Annotated in this window: 21 protein-coding genes; 11 read left to right on the top strand and 10 right to left on the bottom strand. The window is 58.5% G+C overall.

The genetic code is table 11. The annotated features are described in order from the left end of the window. Nucleotides 1-69 precede the first annotated feature (69 nt). The 3 genes from ACID345_RS21370 to amrA all read left to right on the top strand — a co-directional run bounded on the left by ACID345_RS21370 (nucleotide 70) and on the right by amrA (nucleotide 3,779). Entirely contained in the window at nucleotides 70-1,338 is a 1,269-nt protein-coding gene (locus tag ACID345_RS21370) for a Glu/Leu/Phe/Val family dehydrogenase (RefSeq protein ID WP_011524914.1), read from the top strand. A 1,231-nt stretch (nucleotides 1,339-2,569) separates the two neighbouring features. After that, on the top strand, nucleotides 2,570-3,238 hold the full coding sequence (pgsA, locus tag ACID345_RS21355) for a CDP-diacylglycerol--glycerol-3-phosphate 3-phosphatidyltransferase (protein ID WP_011524912.1): 669 nt from the start codon (nucleotides 2,570-2,572) through the stop codon (nucleotides 3,236-3,238). Beyond that, entirely contained in the window at nucleotides 3,216-3,779 is a 564-nt protein-coding gene (amrA, locus tag ACID345_RS21350) for an AmmeMemoRadiSam system protein A (protein WP_011524911.1), read from the top strand. The genes pgsA and amrA overlap by 23 nt, the downstream gene beginning before the upstream one ends. Before the next feature lie 60 nt (nucleotides 3,780-3,839). Here the strand turns inward: amrA and ACID345_RS21345 are convergent, their stop codons facing one another. Then, complete coding sequence (locus tag ACID345_RS21345) at nucleotides 3,840-4,802, bottom strand: hypothetical protein (protein ID WP_011524910.1); 963 nt, start codon at nucleotides 4,800-4,802, stop codon at nucleotides 3,840-3,842. Between the two features lie 335 nt (nucleotides 4,803-5,137). Between ACID345_RS21345 and aroE the strand changes: the two genes are divergently transcribed. The 3 genes from aroE (at nucleotide 5,138) to ACID345_RS27305 (ending at nucleotide 7,636) form a co-directional block, all read left to right on the top strand. Beyond that, on the top strand, nucleotides 5,138-6,979 hold the full coding sequence (aroE, locus tag ACID345_RS21340) for a shikimate dehydrogenase (RefSeq protein ID WP_011524909.1): 1,842 nt from the start codon (nucleotides 5,138-5,140) through the stop codon (nucleotides 6,977-6,979). A gap of 38 nt (nucleotides 6,980-7,017) precedes the next feature. Next, the gene (locus tag ACID345_RS21335; protein ID WP_011524908.1) at nucleotides 7,018-7,245 is read left to right on the top strand and encodes an AbrB/MazE/SpoVT family DNA-binding domain-containing protein; all 228 of its coding nucleotides are present in this window, start codon (nucleotides 7,018-7,020) and stop codon (nucleotides 7,243-7,245) included. Between the two features lie 169 nt (nucleotides 7,246-7,414). Beyond that, nucleotides 7,415-7,636 (top strand): type II toxin-antitoxin system death-on-curing family toxin, encoded by a 222-nt coding sequence (locus tag ACID345_RS27305; RefSeq protein WP_011524907.1) that lies wholly within the window; start codon nucleotides 7,415-7,417, stop codon nucleotides 7,634-7,636. On the opposite strand, the gene ACID345_RS21325 is transcribed toward ACID345_RS27305, so the two are convergent. Beyond that, nucleotides 7,637-7,987: a PilZ domain-containing protein gene (locus ACID345_RS21325; RefSeq protein WP_011524906.1), complete on the bottom strand. Its 351-nt coding sequence runs from the start codon at nucleotides 7,985-7,987 to the stop codon at nucleotides 7,637-7,639. It abuts the gene before it with no gap. Between the two features lie 223 nt (nucleotides 7,988-8,210). On the opposite strand from ACID345_RS21325, the gene sppA reads away from it, so the two are divergent. Both sppA and ACID345_RS21315 read left to right on the top strand, forming a co-directional pair. Continuing rightward, nucleotides 8,211-9,122, top strand: a complete 912-nt coding sequence (sppA, locus tag ACID345_RS21320) for a signal peptide peptidase SppA (protein WP_011524905.1) — start codon at nucleotides 8,211-8,213, stop codon at nucleotides 9,120-9,122. Between the two features lie 150 nt (nucleotides 9,123-9,272). Beyond that, the gene (locus tag ACID345_RS21315) at nucleotides 9,273-9,605 is read left to right on the top strand and encodes an HU family DNA-binding protein (protein WP_011524904.1); all 333 of its coding nucleotides are present in this window, start codon (nucleotides 9,273-9,275) and stop codon (nucleotides 9,603-9,605) included. 48 nt (nucleotides 9,606-9,653) lie between these two features. Here ACID345_RS21315 and ACID345_RS21310 read toward each other — a convergent pair whose 3' ends face one another. The 6 genes from ACID345_RS21310 to ACID345_RS21280 all read right to left on the bottom strand — a co-directional run bounded on the left by ACID345_RS21310 (nucleotide 9,654) and on the right by ACID345_RS21280 (nucleotide 14,186). Further along, nucleotides 9,654-10,001, bottom strand: a complete 348-nt coding sequence (locus tag ACID345_RS21310; protein ID WP_011524903.1) for a DUF7674 family protein — start codon at nucleotides 9,999-10,001, stop codon at nucleotides 9,654-9,656. Further along, nucleotides 9,998-10,885: a peptidoglycan editing factor PgeF gene (gene pgeF, locus ACID345_RS21305; protein WP_228370687.1), complete on the bottom strand. Its 888-nt coding sequence runs from the start codon at nucleotides 10,883-10,885 to the stop codon at nucleotides 9,998-10,000. Before pgeF ends, ACID345_RS21310 begins: the two co-directional genes overlap by 4 nt. 326 nt (nucleotides 10,886-11,211) lie before the next feature. After that, on the bottom strand, nucleotides 11,212-11,796 hold the full coding sequence (locus ACID345_RS21295; protein WP_011524900.1) for a carboxymuconolactone decarboxylase family protein: 585 nt from the start codon (nucleotides 11,794-11,796) through the stop codon (nucleotides 11,212-11,214). Nucleotides 11,797-11,849: 53 nt separating this feature from the next. Next, nucleotides 11,850-12,386 (bottom strand): peroxiredoxin, encoded by a 537-nt coding sequence (locus ACID345_RS21290; RefSeq protein ID WP_011524899.1) that lies wholly within the window; start codon nucleotides 12,384-12,386, stop codon nucleotides 11,850-11,852. A gap of 34 nt (nucleotides 12,387-12,420) precedes the next feature. Next, nucleotides 12,421-12,852: a Fur family transcriptional regulator gene (locus ACID345_RS21285; protein WP_011524898.1), complete on the bottom strand. Its 432-nt coding sequence runs from the start codon at nucleotides 12,850-12,852 to the stop codon at nucleotides 12,421-12,423. A gap of 74 nt (nucleotides 12,853-12,926) precedes the next feature. Then, entirely contained in the window at nucleotides 12,927-14,186 is a 1,260-nt protein-coding gene (locus ACID345_RS21280; protein WP_011524897.1) for an NRAMP family divalent metal transporter, read from the bottom strand. Between the two features lie 257 nt (nucleotides 14,187-14,443). Here ACID345_RS21280 and ACID345_RS21275 point away from each other — a divergent pair, with 257 nt between their 5' ends. Then, nucleotides 14,444-15,634 carry an alkaline phosphatase family protein gene (locus ACID345_RS21275; protein WP_011524896.1) on the top strand — a complete coding sequence of 397 codons (1,191 nt, stop codon included), beginning with the start codon at nucleotides 14,444-14,446 and terminating at the stop codon, nucleotides 15,632-15,634. Here ACID345_RS21275 and ACID345_RS21270 read toward each other — a convergent pair whose 3' ends face one another. Both ACID345_RS21270 and ACID345_RS21265 read right to left on the bottom strand, forming a co-directional pair. Beyond that, nucleotides 15,635-16,498 carry a TraB/GumN family protein gene (locus tag ACID345_RS21270; RefSeq protein ID WP_011524895.1) on the bottom strand — a complete coding sequence of 288 codons (864 nt, stop codon included), beginning with the start codon at nucleotides 16,496-16,498 and terminating at the stop codon, nucleotides 15,635-15,637. Nucleotides 16,499-16,514: 16 nt separating this feature from the next. Next, nucleotides 16,515-16,961: a GNAT family N-acetyltransferase gene (locus tag ACID345_RS21265; protein ID WP_011524894.1), complete on the bottom strand. Its 447-nt coding sequence runs from the start codon at nucleotides 16,959-16,961 to the stop codon at nucleotides 16,515-16,517. 29 nt (nucleotides 16,962-16,990) lie between these two features. Here ACID345_RS21265 and ACID345_RS21260 point away from each other — a divergent pair, with 29 nt between their 5' ends. Both ACID345_RS21260 and ACID345_RS21255 read left to right on the top strand, forming a co-directional pair. Continuing rightward, nucleotides 16,991-17,776: a dimethylarginine dimethylaminohydrolase family protein gene (locus ACID345_RS21260; RefSeq protein WP_011524893.1), complete on the top strand. Its 786-nt coding sequence runs from the start codon at nucleotides 16,991-16,993 to the stop codon at nucleotides 17,774-17,776. A gap of 121 nt (nucleotides 17,777-17,897) precedes the next feature. After that, complete coding sequence (locus ACID345_RS21255) at nucleotides 17,898-19,382, top strand: FG-GAP repeat domain-containing protein (RefSeq protein ID WP_011524892.1); 1,485 nt, start codon at nucleotides 17,898-17,900, stop codon at nucleotides 19,380-19,382. Nucleotides 19,383-19,394 lie beyond the last annotated feature (12 nt).

Below are 19,394 nucleotides of genomic sequence, written 5' to 3'. Positions count from 1 at the left end.
CGAAGGGTCTCCTATAACGTCGTTTCAAGGCACAAATCTGCCCGACGGGACCGCACTAATGGAGAATGCATGACTACCGCAGAGCAATTCGACAAAGAACTCAATCCATGGGAACAGCAGGCAGCACGCTTTGATACTGCCACCACGAAACTCAAACTCGATGAAGGCCTGATCAGCGTTCTGCGTGTTCCCGCCCGCGAAGTTACGGTCAACATTCCGGTCAGCATGGACACCGGCAAGATCCGGATGTTCACCGGTTACCGTGTCCAGCACTCGTTCGCGCGTGGCCCCGCAAAGGGCGGCGTCCGGTTTTCGCCGGAAGTAAGTCTCGACGAAGTGCGCGCCCTGGCGGCGTGGATGACCTGGAAATGCGCAGTCGTGAACATTCCCTTCGGCGGCGCCAAGGGCGGCATTATCTGCGACCCGAAGACGATGTCTATGGGCGAACTGGAGCGCATGACGCGCCGCTACACCGCCGAGTTGATGGAGTTTATCGGTCCTGAAAAGGACGTTCCGGCACCCGACGTCAACACCAACGAACAGACGATGGCGTGGATGATGGACACCTACTCCATGCACATGCGCATGACGGTGAACGCCGTCGTTACTGGCAAGCCGCTGAATATGGGCGGATCGCGCGGACGTCGCGAGGCCACCGGACGTGGTGTGATGATCACCGCCGACCAATGCCTGAAGAAGTTCAACATGTCGCGCGAGAGCACGCGGGTGATCGTGCAGGGCTTCGGCAACGTCGGTTCTAACGCGGCGCAGCTGATGCACCAGGCCGGTTACAAAGTCATCGGCATTGGTGAGTGGGATGGCGGCCTGCACAACGTGAACGGAATCGATATCAATGCGCTGGTGGATTACAAGGCGCACAACGGATCCATTCACGGTTTCCCGGGCGCAGAGAAAGCGGCAACCGCGGACCTGATGATTGCCGATTGCGATGTGCTGATTCCGGCCGCGACCGAGAACGTCATCACCACGAAAAACGCCGAAAAGGTGAAGGCGAGGATCATCGTGGAAGGCGCGAACGGACCGACTACGTCCGGGGCGGACGAAATCCTGAACGACAAGAAGGTCTTCGTAATGCCTGACATTCTTGCCAATGCCGGCGGCGTGACGGTGTCGTATTTCGAATGGGTGCAGGACCGCCAAGGCTACTTCTGGAAGGAATCGGTGGTCAACGAGCAGCTCGAGCACATCATGGTTAGCTCTTTCGAGGATGTCGTGAATATGTCCGAGCAGCACAATGTACCAAATCGCATCGGTGCCTACATGCTGGCTATTGACAGAGTGGCATACACTATCCGGCAGCGCGGAATTTACGCGTAGACAACATTCACCCCAACCGTATTACGGACAGGGTGCTACAAGGGGCCGCCAACGAGCGGCCCCTGCGTCGTTTCTGAAACAAGGCTCCTAGCCAACGATCGGGAAAGAACAGGCCATTGAATTGCGAACCGCGAATCTAGCAATTACGGCGATGGGATGCTGCTTCGTTTTGTTCACCTTCCTCTCCGCAGTGGCTTCAGTTCCTCGCTGGTTCCTCGCGTGGTGCATCTCGCTAACCGCAATGTTCGTTGCGCTGTTTTGGTCAGCGGGAATAGGCTTCGGTCGATGGCGGAAATTCTCTCGTTGGTGGTTCGTTCCTGCTGCTCTCTGTTTCCTTTTCCTCGCCAGCGCGTGGGGCGTTGTGGTTTCCGCGGCTGTCTGGCGGGAGCGCGAGTTCAGGCGACATTTGGGCGAGTATGAAGCGATTGTTGAGAGGGTGAGGAGCGGGGAAAGATTCGCACCTCAAGGACAACTCGCTTGCAGAGCCACCGATGTGTGTCCCGTGGATATGGGCAAGGTAGGTGTGGCGCAACTTCCGCCGCACGTTGTTCGCGTAGATGCCCTGCGATGTCGAAACGGTGAGATCGAAGTGTGGTTCAGATTTGGCGGAGACGGGTTCGTTCTCCACGAGGGGTTTCTGTACAAAGGCTATGAGGATTCCGGCAATTGCGCCAAGGAAATCATGGGGATCAAGCCACGGCTGACAATTCATCCGGTGGAGAGACGCTGGTTTTGGTACTACTCATAAGCAAGCAGCCTGAACAGGTTCTCGAGACCTCGGAAACGCACCCTGTCGCTGACCAGCGCAACACTTGTGGCGTGCCCTTTAGGAGTAGAATCCTCGACACGGTTGTCGCTCCCGCCAAAGCTCGGGTCGGGTGCACCTTGGGGTTGGTCACAATGCAACGCCGACAGCGCATTGCTCGCACGCTGCTGATCTATGCCTGCTCGCCCGGCCTGATCTCACTAATTGCCATGGTCGTCGCGATTCGCCCCCTGACGGCCTATCACGATGGTTTTCATGGTCCTGAGGCGATGTGGGCCGATCTGAAGCGGTGGGCCAGGACCGGGGAGTTGGACTTTCCGGCGTGGCACCGGGCTTCCCGGGATCATCTTCACCACCGCCGTGCATCCTGAATGGGTTTGGCCGCCTCCCACTGAAGAGGAACTCTGCCAGCATTGATTTGACTTGTGTGGTGGAGGATAATCAGAGAGTCAGGCCATCCTTGCGGTGAACTTACCGAATTCCATCACGCTGTCTCGGATCTTCAGCATCCCGCTGTTGATCTGGATCCTTCTCACCCCGCGCATTGGCAGTCTCCACGGAGAGAGGGAGCTCCTCGCTTCCGCGGTGTTCATCCTGGCTTCCATTACCGATGGGCTGGATGGTTATCTCGCGCGCAAGCGGCAGCAGGTCACCACCATGGGCATGCTGCTCGATCCGTTGGCCGACAAGCTCATGGTGACGGCGGCATTCATCACGCTGGTGCAGGTGAATCCGCACATCGTCAGCGCTTGGGTTGCCGTGATCGTGATCGGGCGCGAGTTCCTCGTCAGCGGCTTGCGATCGATTGCGGCGTCGGAAGGTTTCACGATCCAGGCTAGCGATCTGGGCAAGATGAAGATGGTGGTCCAGATCGTGTGCGTAGTGGCGGCGATCCTGGATGTGCGCTGGTGGGACGCGGAGTGGGACTTTGGCTCATTCCATTTTGTGCTCGCAATCGACTTGATCGCGAAGATGGCAATCTGGTTCATGGTGGCACTGTCGTTGATCTCCGCAGTGGATTATTTTGTGGGCTTCTGGCGGAAGATTGATCGCAGCTCGGAACGCCGGCGCCGGCGTTCGTTCGTACTATCGCGGCGGCGCAAATCACCCGATGTCGCAGCTACCCAGCAGTAGTGCGGTTGGCGAATATTCCCAGACAGAACGAGAAACCCTGATCCGGTTGGCGCATGCTGCAATCGATAGCGCGTTGCATGACCGGCCGATGGACCTGACGGCGCCGACTCCGCATCTCGAGGAGCAACGCGGTGCTTTTACGACCCTGCATCTGCACGGTAAGTTGCGCGGGTGCATTGGCTATGTGCTTCCGGTGGCGTCGCTCTACAAGACTGTGGCAAACACCGCTGTGGGCGCCGCGTTTGAAGATCCACGGTTTGAGCGGGTGAAAGCTCCTGAGGCGCCAGAACTCAAAGTGGAGATCAGCGTGATGTCCCTGCTGTTCCCGATCGAACCGAAGGATGTAGAAGTGGGCAAGCATGGACTGCTGATTTCCTGGAATATGCGGCGCGGCTTACTGCTGCCGCAAGTTGCAACGGAGCGCAACTGGGACGCCCAGACGTTCCTGAGCGAGACCTGTCGTAAGGCGATGCTGCCTGTGGATGCATGGCAGCGTGGTGCTTCCATCGAGGCGTTCACGGCTGAAATCTTTGGAGAGTAGTTTTCCGCAAAAAGAAACGCGCCGCATTTGCGGCGCATTCTTGTTTCTGCTGAAAGTTGGTTAGTGGCTTCCGCCGCTGGCTTCGCCAGCTTCCGGCGCCATCAGTTCGAAGTGATCGCCAATGTGAACGTCCTCGATCGCGTAGGTGATCATGGCGGTTGCGGTGGTCGGCGTGGTGTAGAGAATCACGGCTTCCGCAAGCCCGCGCTTCGGCAGTTCTGCCCAACGCTTCGTCTTCAGCGGCGGCTCTTTGAACTGGTCGTCTTCGTAGTTGATGGACATCAGAGACCCTTCATCCGACGGATCCATCTCGTTGTCTTCCCAACCGCGATAGATGCGGACGTAATCACCAACCTTCAAGCCCTGGGTGGTGCCAATGTTGACGTAGAACTTCTTGCCTTCGCCGAGGTACGCATCGAAGTCCTTGCTGAGGACAATGCGGCCAGTGGTGGATTTCTTGAGCGGCGTCCAGTGCTGGAAGTTGTACGGGCGCGCGTGGAATGCAGCAATCGCACGCTCCTGGAAGGGGACTATCAAGTCGCCAGGGACGACCGGATCGCAGCTGAAATCAATGTGTGCGACCGCATTGGCTCCCGCAACATTGGTGACCGTCGCCTGGGCCATATCGTAGAAGACAAAGCCGGCCTTCTTGGTCTCGGCGTTTTGGCCGTCGTAAAGCTTGTAATAGTTGGGGTCCTTGGCGCGGCGGACGACGGAGACCTTCTGGCCTTCCTGCCAGCCTGCGCCGTTGAGAAGGATGGAGTCATTCTTTACGAAGCGCGCGGTGTTGGGCGACTGCTCTCCCGCGACTACGAACGACGCGTTGGAAACGTCGGTCGGCGACATATAGCCGGCACAGTACGTGTCTGTGTAGGAGGCGGTAGTGCCCTTCGTCACGATGTTGGACGGCAACACGGTAGGCGATGTTTGAGTGTTTTGCGCGGCCTGCGCGGCCGTAACGTCGGCCTGACCAAATGCCGCTGCGCTGGCAGCGAGAGTAACGAGAAGCAGAGCTTTTTTCATAACCCCTCCGTGAGCCGAGGCGAAACCTACAACCGATGCGTGCGAACCTGATCTTACGAGCAAGACTTCGTACCATACGCGATCTGAGATCACGCGCAAGCGGCGAAGGTCAATGAGCCCCGGGGGGACCGCTGTGCGGCTGCATGTCGTTGACGATGCAGAACTATGGCTGAGGCGCAAAAGTATCAGAGGAGTAGCTGCTGGTCAAGAACCTGTTTGCCAGTCTAGTTACCCCAGAGGTGCAAAATCGCGAAATATCTTCCGTAACTTGAAAAGGGTGTTGCAACTAGATTAGTGCATCGTTACTATCGCGACGCCGGAAGTATCCGGCTACGATGGCAACTTCCGGCTACAACGCGCCCCGCATCCTCCGCTCGCGCATTCCCCGTGTTTGCGTCGCCGTAATCGGCGCGACGCCGGAGGAAATGATCGCCAAAGCGGAAGGCATAATCCGCGAAAACCCCTTTCTTGAGTTCAGGTTAGACTACCTGACCAACCCCGCAGCGGCGCTCCCCAAGGTGAAGCGCCTGCTCGAAACCCGGCCCGATGCCGTCATCATTGGTACCTGTCGGAGGGCGGTCAACGGGGGCAAATTTAAGGGGTCGGCCTCGGCGCAGCTCGAAATCCTGGCCAAGGCCGCGGCAGCCGGATGTCAACTTCTGGACGTGGAACTGGAGACAGCGGAGTCGGTGAAGGCCTCGGAGCTGCAAAAGCTTCGTGAAGCAGCCTCGATCATCCTGTCTTTTCATGACTTTAAGGCAACCAAGAAGCTGGATGACATCCTCGCCCGGATGGTGAAAATCCACGTCGAATATTACAAAGTGGTCTCCACGGCGACCTCCCTGTACGACAACGTGCAGATGATGAAGTTCCTGGAGAAGCACGGGCACGATTACTGGCTGATCGGGCTGTGCATGGGCGAGCAAGGCATTATCAGCCGGGTTTTGTCGGTCCGAGCGGGCAGTGTATTTACCTTTGCGGCGGCTTCCGCGGGCGAAGAGACGGCGCCGGGACAGGTCACCTATCGCGACCTGCGGAGCACTTTCCGTATTGACCACGTGGACGCCGCCACGCATGTGTACGGCGTTGCCGGAGATCCAGTAGCGCATTCGTTGTCGCCGGCGATGATGAACCTGGCGTTCCGCCGCGAGAACGTGAATGGCGTGTATCTGGCGTTGCACACAAAAAAGACCGACGATCTGATGGCGTGTATTCGCGACATTCCTCTGCGCGGGTTGAGCATCACCATGCCGCATAAAGAGGAGATGGTGAAGCACCTCGCGAACACCGACGACCTGGTGCGCAAGATTGGCGCGGTGAATACGATCGTCCGCGCGCAAGACGGAAAGCTCTACGGATTTAATACCGACGTGGCTGGGATCGTTGGGCCGCTTTCGGACCGCATCACCGTGACTGGGGCGAAAATCCTGGTGGTAGGCGCCGGTGGCGCAGCGCGCGCAGCGGTGTTCGGATTGGCGGCACGCGGGGCACACATTTCGATCGTGAATCGCACCGTGCCGAAGGCGCAAAAGTTGGCGAAGGAAGCGGGTGCGAAGGTCGTAAAGCGAGCCGATTTGAAAAAGCTCGATTTCGACGTGATCATCAACGCGACCTCGGTCGGCATGATGAACCCGAAGGTGAGCCCGCTCGAAGCCGATGAATTGCGGGCGCGCATCGTGTTCGACATGGTCTATAACCCGGTGAACACTCGGTTGATCCAGTTGGCGAAAGCCAAAGGATTGGCGACGATTCCGGGCTACGAGATGTTTGTGCAGCAGGGAGCGCGTCAATTTGAGATTTGGAGCGGCAAGCCTGCGCCGGTCGAGGAAATGCGCGGCATAGTGATGAAGGCGCTCGGGGAATCGCCGGTTTTGGAAGCTCCCACGCCTGTGCCGCCACCGCTTCCAGCCGAAGCGCCGAAACCTGCGGTCGCCGCGAAACCGGTTGCTGGAAAAACTGCGCCGGTGACGAAATCTGTTTTAGCCGCGAAGCCCGCAGCTGCAAAGTCTGCTCTCGTCGCGAAGCCCGCTCCTGTTACGAAGCATGTGCCTGTAGCAGCAAACCATAACGGGACCGGCAAGAAAGCTGCCCCTGTCGCGAAGAAGCCGGAGCCCAAACCGGTCGCGAAGAAAGCCGCTCCGCCTGCCAAGAAGAAGGTTGTGGCAAAGAAGAAGTAACGAGCCACGTTAGGGCATAATAGTGAAGTGAGGTTCCCGTGGTCACGAGCGTAAAAGTGACGAACGTTGGCGGCTCCTTCGCGATCATCCTCCCCAAAGAGCTTTTGGATAAATTGAAGGTGACCGAGGGCAGCACCGTTCAGGTCTCCGAAGTGTCCGATGGGGTACTTCTCTCCGCCTCGCGAGCGACGTTCGAAGAGAAGATGAAAGTGGCGGAAGAGATCATGGACGAGAACCATGACGTTCTGCGCAGACTGGCAGAGTAGTGGAAGAGCCTGTCTGGGTTGAACTCCAAGACGCCCTCGCTATCCACGACAAACAACTCGGTAGGCACGGCGGTCAACCGGGAGTCCGTGATTCAGGGCTGCTGGAATCAGCGTTGGGTCGCTCGAAGCATCTTCTCAACTATTCGCAGAACCGGTAAGCGCTCAGCGTTTGGCGGCCTCCTACGCCTTTGGCATCGCTCGCAACCATCCGTTCTTCGATGGCAACAAGCGGACGGCCTTCGTGGTGTCGTTGCTCTTTCTAGGGCTAAACGGTTTCAATGTCACCGCGACAGCCGAGGATCGCTACGCCGTTTTTTACGCGCTCGCGGAAGCCAGCCTCGGCGAAACTGAATTGACCGAGTGGTTCGCGGCGAATACGACCGCGAAGTAGCTAAGCCGCTGCCCTCAGCATCACTGCGCCGATCACGCTAAAAAGCACCGCGATGCCTACCGCAGAACCCGGGCCGCAGTTCTGGATCCGAATCACGCTGCCTTCGTAAATGCTGTGGAAGTCCGGCGGCAGTTTGCGCGCGTCGAGCGTGACCTTTACTGTCTCACCGACCTTGGGGCGATACTTCGTGAAGACGAAGATGCCGGAGTCGGTAATGTCCTTGATCCAGGCAACATGGGTGACGCCGCCGGCACAAATCGTGCCGCTGGCGTGGACTGATCGTCGGGGGGAGCGTCGTTGATCGGGGGTGGTAACTCCCATTACCTGCAACGCACGCTGGCTTTCAGTCATCGGGTCGGCCCTCCTGCAGCTCTGAATTGCACCTGACTCGCCAAATCCTAAGCTGCTGGATTCCCAACCTCTTCGAGCCGGTAGAAGGTAAGTGGAAGGTAATTTCTGCTAGCGTAACGGCGCTTTCTACAGCGACAGACAGGAAGCAGAGTAGCTGGATTCCAACATTGTCCTACTGCGATACCATCGCCGCAGGAAAAAGGGATACACTTGAGCTCTGCTTATGGCCAGCAATCGTGGTTCACGCGTGTTTTTGTGGGTTGCACTTGCCGGTGGCGCATTTTTTCTCTTCGTTGCAGCCATTTTCGTGCTGGTGTACGTTAGCGTCCGCGCCGATGACCACGCACAATTTACCGGGTTCGGCGACCGCATTGCGGTAGTGGACCTGGAAGGCGTGATCGTTGATCCCAAGAGCGTTGTCGCGCAATTGAAGAAGTATGGCGACGATAGCTCGATCAAAGCCATCATCCTGCACATCAATTCGCCCGGCGGTGGCGCTGCGGCTTCGGAGGAGATTTACCGCGAAGTGCGGCGCGTGCGCGATGAGAAGCACAAGCGCATTGTCGCTTCCATCGAGACCGTGGGCGCGAGTGGCGCGTACTACGTGGCTTCCGCGACGAACAAGATCTACGCGAATGAAGCGAGCATCGTGGGCAGCATCGGCGTGATTGCGGAGTGGTACAACTACGCCGACCTGTTGAAATGGGCCAAGCTCAAGGAAATCACGATGAAAGCTGGTGAATTCAAAGACACCGGCTCGCCGACGCGCGACATGACCCCGGCCGAGAAGGCCTACATGCAGGCGTTGATTGACGACATGCATTCGCAGTTCATTCATAACGTGGCGACTGGACGCAAAGTGAAGGACGAGGACATTCGTCCCATTGCGGACGGACGGGTGTGGACCGGACGCCAGGCGCTGCCGATGAAATTGATCGACCAGATCGCGGATTTCCAGGCGACCGTGGCGGATACGGCAAAAAGCGTCGGAATCAGCGGCGAACCGACCTTGGTGACCCCGGAACGGGAACGTAAGTCGTTGCTGGATCTGATGTTCGGCGATGTGTCGGACCTGATTCCGGACCGTGCCAAGCTGATGCAGACGAACGTCGGCTTTTACTACCTCTGGAAGTAGGGTGACCCACCTCGGAACCGGAATCGGCAAAAGAACTGAAACTGAGTCTTGCCAAAAGGCCAGTGTTTCTGAGAATTTAGAAGCGACTTACAAATGAAAAGGGCATACTCTTAGACCTGCAAGTGGATGCAGGCGGAGCTTGGAGGGGCGATGACAAAGGCGGACCTGATCGACGAGGTTTCCCGGCTGGCCGAATTGACGCGCAAAGACAGTGAAGTGATTGTAGAAACGATCTTTGACAGTATCGTTCATTCGCTGCGCGCCGGCGATAAGATTGAAATTCGAGGCTTCGGCAGCTTCCGTACCCGTCAGCGTAAACCGCGCGTGGGACGTAACCCCAAGACCGGCGACCGCGTGGAAGTTCCGGCGAAGAAGATTCCTTTCTTCAAGCCCAGCAAAGAGTTGAAGGACATGGTGAACGACGCGGCCGAAGCGGCTGCTGCTACACCGGCGACTCCGCCGGCTGCGGAAGGCCAAGCGTAATTTCAGAAATTCGTAGCAAAGAACGGCTGCCGAGATTCGGCAGCTGTTTCATTTTCCGGTAGCAGCTTTTCTCGTCAGCGGTCCCATGAGAGTTCCTGCGTGGCGCATCCACTTCTCGCAGGCGGGTCCGTAATCGAAGAACTCATCGCGCAAGATCGCCTGTACATCGTCATCGCCTTCCGCGAGAAGCCGCTCGATCAGCGCGAAGGCTCGGCGGCAGAAGTCGTCGACGTTCTGGTCGAGCGCAACCTGCAATGTGGGAATGAAGCTGTAACCGATGAAACTCTGAAGGAACTCGGGATCTTCGAGTCGCCGCTGCTCGTAGGCCTCGCGATCGGAGGCGAGTTCCGGCAACGCTTCAACCAGCCCACGGTTCAGATCAGCTGCCGAGATCACTTGCGGATTCCGATGGCAGCCATCATGCGACCGGTTTTGCCGAACTCGGCGCGGTGCGAGAAGAAACGCTTGGTGTCACACGAGGTGCACGCGTCGAATGCGTAAATGTTCGCGGCCGGAACGCGGGCATCGAGCAACTGGCGACGGTTCGCTTCCACGAGATCAAGTTGGATTTTCGTTGCGGGCTCACCGTGTCCGGGCGCGCGCTGGTTGAGGAAGAGCATCGGGTACTTGTTGTGCAGCGACTCAAAGTCGTATTCCTCGTTAAACAGTTCCTTTGCGTACGCGAATTGCGACTCGAACGAGTGGATGAGTTCTTCGCCCACGGTGTAGCAACATTTGCCGATCGCGGGACCGATGGCAGCCTGGATGTCGCGCGGATTCGAGCCATAGTGCCGCCGCATCTCGCCAATGCCTTTTTCGACGATGCGCGCCACGGTCCCACGCCATCCTGCATGAAACGCCCCGACGGCGCGCTTCTTGGTGTCCACCACCAAGACCGGAATGCAATCGGCGGTCTTGATCCCGATGAGCAGCTCGGGAACGTTGGTGATGAGCCCGTCACCGGTGAGCTGCTCGGCGATGGGGCCGTCCACCTTGTGCACCACGCCGGAGTGCACCTGTTTCATCTGCACAATCGGCCAATGCGATTTCGCATCTCCCGCACCCATCGCCTGCGCGAACAGAGCGCGATTGCGTTCCACGTTCTCGCGGCTGTCGTGCTCAGTGATCCCAAGATTGAGCGAACCTTTGCCGTAAACGTCGGAGCCGCCGCCACCGCGGGTGCTGAATCCGTGGACAAGCCAAGGCAGATTAAAGTTCGGCGCGCGCAACACCTCGAGCTTGGACTTCGTTTTCGTCGCAGTTTTACGAGTGGTTTTCACAACTGTGGGCACTGTTTAATTGTAGCGGGTTTTGCGCGCCAGATGATTGTGCACTCTTACTGAACAGATGTTGGAGGCGCACGCGACTCGCGAGTCTCAATAGTTGCATTCCGTGGAGTTCGACCGCGAAGAAGACGGCAGATGGATCGCTGAAATCCCGAACCTCCCAGGCGTTCTGGCCTACGGCAAAACAAAGAACGAAGCACTCGCTAAGGTGCAAGCTCTTGCCGCTTCTCTGTCACCCTGATCGGCATTCGCGAATCGCGAATCGCGAATGGAAAAGCAAATGGCCTCCGCAGAGGCCATCGCTAATTCGATCAATCCACTTAAATCGTTGTCGTCGAATACGCGTCCGTATTCACCGGCGCGCCTACCAGGTCGCCCTTCGGCTCCTCCGCGTCGAAAACCACGGCGAGTCCGTAGATAGTCGACGCCACGCGAATCGCTGCGAGAATCTTCTCTTCGCTGAATTCTTTCTGCAGCAGGACGCGCTCATGGGCGTCAATGCACTTGCCGCAGCCGTTCACGGCCGAGACAGCGAGCGCCCACAGTTCGAAGTCGAGCGGATCCACGCCGTGCTGGCGGAGGAAGTTCATTCGCAGGCCGGCGCGCATGGTCTCGTACTTCTTGTTCACCGCGAGGTGCTGGAAGCGATAGAAGATATTGTTCATGCTGAGGATGGCGGCCGCGCCTTTGGCGGCTTCGACAGCTTGCGCGCTCAGCTTGCCTTTCGCTTCTTCCACGATGGCGTCGAGCAGGGTGCGATTGCGCGAAGCGGCCGCGCAGGCAACCACGGTGCCCCAGAGCTGTTGTTCGGTGAGTTCGGTATTCTGGCGCACGACAGCCGAGAAGTTCAACTTCAGATCGCGTGCGTATGCGGGGACGGTGTCGAGCAGTGCTTCGAGATTCATGGGACCCTTCCAGCAAAGCAAGGGGCCCGCTGCGAGCAGGCCCCGGTGATCAGTTAGACGTGCAAAGTCTCCTGGCCCTTCTGCCAGTTGCACGGGCAGAGCTCGTCGGTCTGAAGAGCGTCGAGCACGCGAAGCACTTCGCTCGGGCTGCGGCCAACCGAGAGGTCGGTGACATACGCGAAGCGGATGATTCCCTGCGGGTCAACGATGTAGGTCGCACGCTGCGCAACGCCGGCTTCGGGATCGAGGATGCCGAGGTCGCTGGTGAGCTCACGCTTCACATCGGCGAGCATGGGGAAGGGCAGGTTGCGAAGATCGTCGTGATGGGTGCGCCACGCGTGGTGGACGAATTCGCTATCGGTGCTGCCGCCAAGGACCTGGGTATCGCGCTCCGCGAATTCCTTGTTCATCTTGCCGAACGCAGCGATTTCCGTCGGGCAAACGAAGGTGAAGTCCTTGGGCCAGAAGAAATAAATCTTCCACTTGCCCGCGTAATCGTTGTCCTTGATGTCTGCGAATTCCTTGCCTTTTTCGAGGCTCACTGTGGCTTTCAGGTTGAATGCGGGAAATTTTTGGCCTACGCCTAACATGCTGGTCTCTCCTGATGAAAGATAAATTCGAAAATTAGTGCGCTGACTGCTTTGCGCATTTACTGCAGGTTCCGAGGATATCGACAGCGAACTGCTCGATCTTAAATCCCTTGGGAGCACGCCGGAGACGTACCGGATCAAGGAATTTTGCGTCGATGTCCGTTATGGATTTGCACTTACGGCAAACGAGGTGGTGGTGGGGCGTCAGGGTGGGGTCCACACGCAGGCTGCCATGGTGCGGGCTAACTTCGTGCAGGATTCCGGCCTCAACGAACGTCTTCAGGTTCTTATAAATCGTAGCCACGGAGATGGAAGGGATTTGTTTGCGGACGACCTCGTAAATCTCCTCGGGCGAGTAGTGCCCCGGGGCCGCAGTCACAGCCTGGAAGATGATGCGGCGCTGATGCGTAGCCGCAAGATGGCGCTCGCGGCAGAGGCCGTCAAAATCCAGTTTCTCCTTTGGCATACTTATCGGATGATAATCCTTATCAAACGATTCAGAATGTGATCTGAAGCGGGGGGATTTTTCGATTCGGGAAATCACCAGATCTGCGTATAGAGAAACGCCAGGTTCGCGATGATAGTCACGATGATTGCGCCCAGCAACCAGCGGTTCTCCGAATGCGTATTGCGCACGGTGACGATCGCAGGATCGTCTCCCAGCCGTCGCATGTAGTGCAGAATTGGGATCGTCATGACGCCCGCAAAGAGCTGCGACCAGTAGAGTACTGTGACCACGTTGATGCCGAAGAGATCCACGGCGACGGCGATGAACACCACTGCGGAGATCAAAGTGTAGAAGCGCGTCGCTTCCCACGGAGCGCGACTGAGGCGCGACTTCCACCCGAAGGCTTCGGCAACGCTAAAGCAAAGCGAACCTACGATCAGCGGAAGGGCGACGAGTCCTGATCCGATGATTCCGAGCGAGAAAATCACCGGACCGGCTTGGCCGAGAACGCTTAGTGCCTGCGCGGCGGTGCGAGTCGTCACCTGCGATGGGGCGGCAACATGAATGCGCGCAGCGCAGATGATCACGCAAAACGAGATCAGGCACGCGACGATGGTGCCCGCGTTCGACTCCGAATAATGAGCGTTAGCAACTCCGGTCGGCAGGTCGCGCTTGGTGCTGGTTTGCCAGACGATGACATCCGGCGTGAGCAGCGACCCAAAAAGTGCGATCACCGCCATGAAGTAAGCGCCCGACATCTGGATGTGCGGAAGGAACACACCTTTCGCGAGGCCGACGTAGGAATCCGTGGCGCGATGTGCGGCGAGAACGTACGCGAGCAAGACTAACGTCAACGTGCCGAGCGTGCTCGTGACCTTCTTGTAGTCGCTGACAATAAGGAAATACCAAATGACGAAGCCGACAACAGCGATGAACATGGCGCGCCGCTGGAGGAGGATCAGCGAGAAGGCGTCGGAGACGGCGTAGATGTCGCCGATGACCATGGCGAGGTTAACGCAGACCATGCCGAGCGCCATGAGCTTGGCACGCCCGCTGCCGTAGCGGATGCGGACAAGTTCGATGAGGCCGCGTCGGGTGTCGCGCCCGATGCGCGAGGAGACGGCGAAGACCGTCTTCAGGACAGGGAAGCTGACGAGCACCACCCAGGCAATGGAGAGTCCAAACGTGGCGCCGACAACCGTGGCGGTTAGAACGGCCGCAGGGTCGAGATCGGCCGCGCCGGCAATGATTCCGGGCACAGTGTCGCGCAGGCGGTGAAGGAATCCGCGCGCGGGCTCGGGTTCGTCCGGCCGCGCCTCCGGGCCGAACCTGGTTGCCTCGGTGGTAAACACTCCCGATTAGAAGCCGGAAGCCGGCGAGAGGCTGCTCTGGATTTCCCGACAAGCGCGAGGGCCTTAGTTCGTTCGGAGTAGGGCGAAGTAGCTGCTTTTCGAGCCCAACGCGTGGATTTGTTGCAGCATCATTACAAAAGCGATGTTGGCCTGACGTTTGGTCGGCCTGTGCCACACCGATCTGCTCCGTGCCTCCAGCACAGACGAGTCGCTTCTGTGCGCGCGGCACGCATTCCCCAACAGGAGAATCCACCTAAGTGTTTACGGACAGACTCAAGCAGTTTTGCCTGGCGGTAGCGGTGTGCGTATTGAGTTTCGCGGCGATTAGTTCAGCGCAAGTTCCTTCCTCCAACCATGTATTCGTTCTTATGGAGGAGAACCACAGTTACAGCCAGGTGGTCGGCAGTCCGAACATGCCGTACCTGAATTCCCTGATCCAGCAATATGGGCTGGCGACGAATTACGACGCGAACAGCCACTACTCGCTGCCCAATTATTTCTGGATCACCACCGGCAAGTACCTGACACTGAACGACGGCACCACCGCAGTATTCAACGTGGACAACGTGGTGCGGCAAATGCTCTCGGCGGGCAAGACCTGGAAGGCGTATGAGGAGAGCATTCCTTCCGAGGGGTACACGGGTGGAACGGTTGAGCCGTACGAGAAGAACCACAATCCGTTTTCCTATTTATCGGACGTGGTGAACAGCTCGCAGGCGAACAACATGGTTCCGTTCACTCAGTTCGCAACCGACATCGCGAATAACGACCTCCCGAACTTTGGATGGATCGGTCCGAATGGCACGCATAACGGACACAACGCTGGTCTACCGACGATGGACGCGTGGCTGAAGGCGAACCTGCCGCAATTGCTAAGCAGTCCGGCATTCCAGCCCGGCGGCGATGGACTGTTAATCATTACGTTCGACGAATCGGTGGACTCCGACTGCGCGCCATTGGCGAGCTGTCCGAAGCTTCCGGAAAACGGCGGCGGCGGGCACGTTGCAACGGTATTGATTGGGCCGAACGTGAAGAAGGGATTCCAGTCGAGCACGTTCTACCAGCATCCGAGCGTGCTGCGGACGGCGCTGATGGCGCTTGGCATCAACAGCGCTCCGGGCGCCGCGGCTACGGCACCCCTCATGACGGACTTCTTCTCGGCGACGACAACTGGCTGCACGGGCACCGGCACGAACCAGACGGTAACGATCTGCTCCCCTGCGAATGGAACGACGATGGGAACCACAGCCGTAGAAGTGAGCGCGGTGGCGAACGACTCGAAGCCGGTGAGCTTCACGCAGGTTTACATTGATGGCGTGAAGAAGTACGAGGTGATGGGCGGCAAGGTTGATACCACTCTGACGCTTGCGTCTGGAACGCGGCGCATTACGGTGCAGGCCTATGACGGAATTTATTTCAAGAGCACGATCTATGTCACGGTGCCGTAGCTACCAATCGTAAGTGTTCTGTTCGACCTTGTAGCCTTTGCGCTCCAGCGATTTCGCAATGCCGTGGTCGCCGATTACGTGGGCGATCCCGACCACGACAAACGCGGTTTCGTGGCCACCGAGATACGCGGCAACTTTGTCGGTCATCGCGGGATTGCGATCGTCGAGCAGGCGCTGGTAGTAGGAGCGCGGTTCCTGGCGCGAAATCTCGGAGCTGAGCGCATTGATATCGCCGTTTTCGTAGGCGCGCTCGGTGTCGCCGATCTGTCCGGATTCTTTCAGCGCCGAGGCGAGAAACTGCGACTGCTCGCTGTCACTGGCGGAGGCGAGCAACTTGAACTGGAACTCGACCGACTCGAGCTGGTCCACGCGTTTGCCGTTGGCCGAGTTGAGAAAGTGCATGTCGATACCGGCGCTGGGATCGAAGCCAGAACTCTGCGCGGCCATGGCTTCGACGGTGAGCGCGACCATCCAGGGCTTCATGGTGTCGAGCATTTCGCGCGGTAGCTGGTGCTTGGTGCAGAAGGCGTCGAGGTCGGCGTTGGTTTCGCGCGAGACGTGGTTGGAGAGCGAGTCGCCATCAGTGTACATGCCGTATTCGCCGAGCAGCCCTACGGCTTCGTCGAGATTGAAGTTGCTCACGTCAGCTTCGACGGCTAGGACTTGCGAATCGGCGAAAGCTTTCTCCACCATTGATGGAAGTGGATAGATCGAAGGGTCCGCGAGGTGGATCGAGCCGACAAGGTAAACGGTCGCCGTCGGCGAAGTCACCTTCCACATCAGGAACTTGCGATGTGCGGCGAAACACGGCAGCGCGAACGCGATGAGAAGAACGAGGACGAGCTGACGCGATAGTCTCCGCACAGACAGAATCGTACTCTTAACTCAGGAACTTGGTCATCAGGTAACGCTGATGTCCGACGAAACCGCTGCGGCGATAGAGGTGCTCGGCTGGATTGCCGGGATTCACGCCGAGGTGAATCGCGGTTGCACCGGCCGCGAGGGCTTCCTGCTCGAATAGTTCAAGCGCCTGCGCTCCGAAGCCTTTCCCGCGAAATTCGGAGAAGATGAAGAACTCATCGACCCACGCGTTGCGGCCGCCATACTCGAGGCTGTAGTCCCACGACAGGACGATGTACCCGATGTGACGCCCATCGTGCTCGAGAAACCACGCCAGTCCGAAATTCGGATTTCGAAGCATGAGTTCGACGGCGGCGAGTGCGCGCGCTTCGTCGAACGGGACAGACCATGGGTCGTCGATTTGCATGAGGCGCATCATCGCGAGGAGCGCGGGTGCGGCGGCGATACTGAGTGGTTCAAGGCGCATGATTTAGAATTTCCAAAATTCTAAATCACATGGCCGCTACGCATTTCACAAAGGCAATCGTTCGAATTCCGGGGAGCAATTTTGCCGAGGGGCTGACCACGGCCGAACTCGGCGCACCCAACTACGAACTCGCTTTTCAACAGCACGCACGCTACTGCGATGCGCTGCGAGAGTGCGGGCTGCAGGTGACTGTCCTCCCGGCGGACTTGCGATATCCGGATTCGACGTTTGTGGAAGACGCGGCAGTGCTGACAGCGGAGGCAGCGATCCTCACGCGGCCCGGCGCGGCATCGCGCGCGGGTGAAGTGGAGGCGATCGCAGCGGAAATCCGTGGCGGTGGGTTTCCCTCGGTGCTCTCGATTAATGAGCCCGGGACACTCGATGGCGGCGACATCTGCGAGGTGGGACGGCATTTCTTTCTCGGTCTTTCGCTGAGAAGCAATGAAGAGGGTGTGCAGCAGCTCGGCATGTTTCTCGAGGCGCTCGGCTACACAGCGTCGGTCGTTGATATCCGCGAAATGCAATCCATCCTGCACCTCAAGAGCGGCATTGCCTACATCGGCGAGAACACATTGGTGGTGTGGGAAGAAATGGCGGATCTCCCGCAGTTCCAGGGATATGAATTAATTCGCGTTTCGCCTGACGAACACTACGGCGCCAACTGCGTGCGCGTGAACGATTGCGTACTGGTGGCAGAGGGATTTCCGAAGCTAACCGCCGAGTTGGAGTGCCGCGCGTTTAAGCCGCTGCTGCTGGAGATGTCGGAATTCGAGAAGATGGACGGCGGATTGAGCTGTTTGTCGCTGCGGTTTTGAGAGTCAGATGAGTTCGCGGCGCAATCGCGTCGTTTCATCCCCAATTCATCTGAGGCATGGCAACTCCACTCGTAGCGGGCGTCTCTGATTCAGGAGAACTGTTCCCGAACTGAGAGGGCCCATGCGTATCATCACTCGTCTGCTGACACTCGTCTGCAGCACAGCGTTGACCGTTGCTGCCGGGGCGCAAGCCGCCAATAGTTACAACGGAACATCGCCGATCACCTACAACTACACCACCCTGACCACGTCCGGCGCCCAGGGTTACTCGGTCGCCTCGTCCGACTTCAACCGCGACGGCAACCCTGACCTTGTCGGCGGCACCGAGAACGCCGTGGACGTATGGCTCGCCACCGGCCGTGGCACCTACGTGAATTCACCTGTGTCCTACGCGCTGCCGTTTTCGCCTACGCACATCGAAACGCCCGACTTGAACAACGACGGCTGGCCGGACATCGTGACCGCGATTGCCAATGAAGCCGGCGTAACTGATGGCGAAACCGCGGTGTTGCTAAACAACGGCAACGGCACCTTTCGCATGGGGACGACGATTCCGAAGGTCACCGGCCAGCCCATCTGGGTATCAGCCGGCGATCTCAATAACGACGGCAACATCGACCTGGTAGTGGAAGAGCGCATGTTCAATAACGGCGTCCAAACCGACCAGTTCATTGTGTACATGGGCCACGGGAACGGCACCTTCACCAAGGGCCAGGTACTGAACATGTCAAAGCCCACTAGCCCGCCCGTGCTCGCCGACCTGAACGGTGACGGCAAACTCGACATCGTGAATGCCGAGGGCACCAAGGCGCTGATCTGGCCGGGCAAGGGCGACGGCACCTTCGGAACGCCGATGAGCCTCCTCCCTCCGAGCGGCGCGGCTTTCAATGACGTGACCACCGGCGACTTCAACAACGATGGCATTCTCGACCTGGCGCTGGTGTGGTCCAACGTCTGCGGTGACGCCTGCGGCGGGCCGAATAACAACCGTCTGTACATTTACAAGAACAACGGCAAGGCCCAGTTTACGCTGGTCTCCGGGACCAACTTTGGCGGATGCAGCGCCGCCTACCCGGTCGCGGCTGACATCAACGGCGATGGCAACATCGACATCAACCTCGTGGGGCCCAGCCATTTCTGCGGCTTTTCCGAGGTGGCGTTCGGCAATGGCAAGGGGGGCTTCAGCGCGCTGATGAGCGGGCCTTCCGGTGACGTAACCTCGGATATGTTCTACCGCGATCTCAACCTCGACTCTCGGCACGACGTAGCGCTCAGTGACACCATCGGCGGTGATGTTGTATCAGGCTTGGCGACCAATGGCTACACCAACTGCGCGCCGCCGACAGCGGCGAACCCTGCGGCGAAGATCTGCTCGCCAACCGGCAGCTCGTGGCCGGGCACGTTTACCCTGCGCGCCAGCGGCAATTCACCGTCGGGGATCGTGCGCATGGAGGTGTGGATCGACGGCGTGAAGAAGTACCAGAAGTGGAACGACCAGCTCGGGAAAAGCTTCACGCTTTCCGCCGGACAGCACCGCATTACCGTAGTCGCGGTGGACAAGTACAAGGGCGACGGCCGCACCACGGCGATCGTCAACGTGCAGTAGCCGCTGCGCACA

This window comes from Candidatus Koribacter versatilis Ellin345, from assembly GCF_000014005.1.
In the GTDB taxonomy this organism is placed as follows: Bacteria; Acidobacteriota; Terriglobia; order Terriglobales; family Acidobacteriaceae; genus Korobacter; species Korobacter versatilis_A.
The sequence above is the reverse complement of the archived record's forward strand: the minus strand, read 5'-3'. Positions and strand labels throughout refer to the sequence as shown.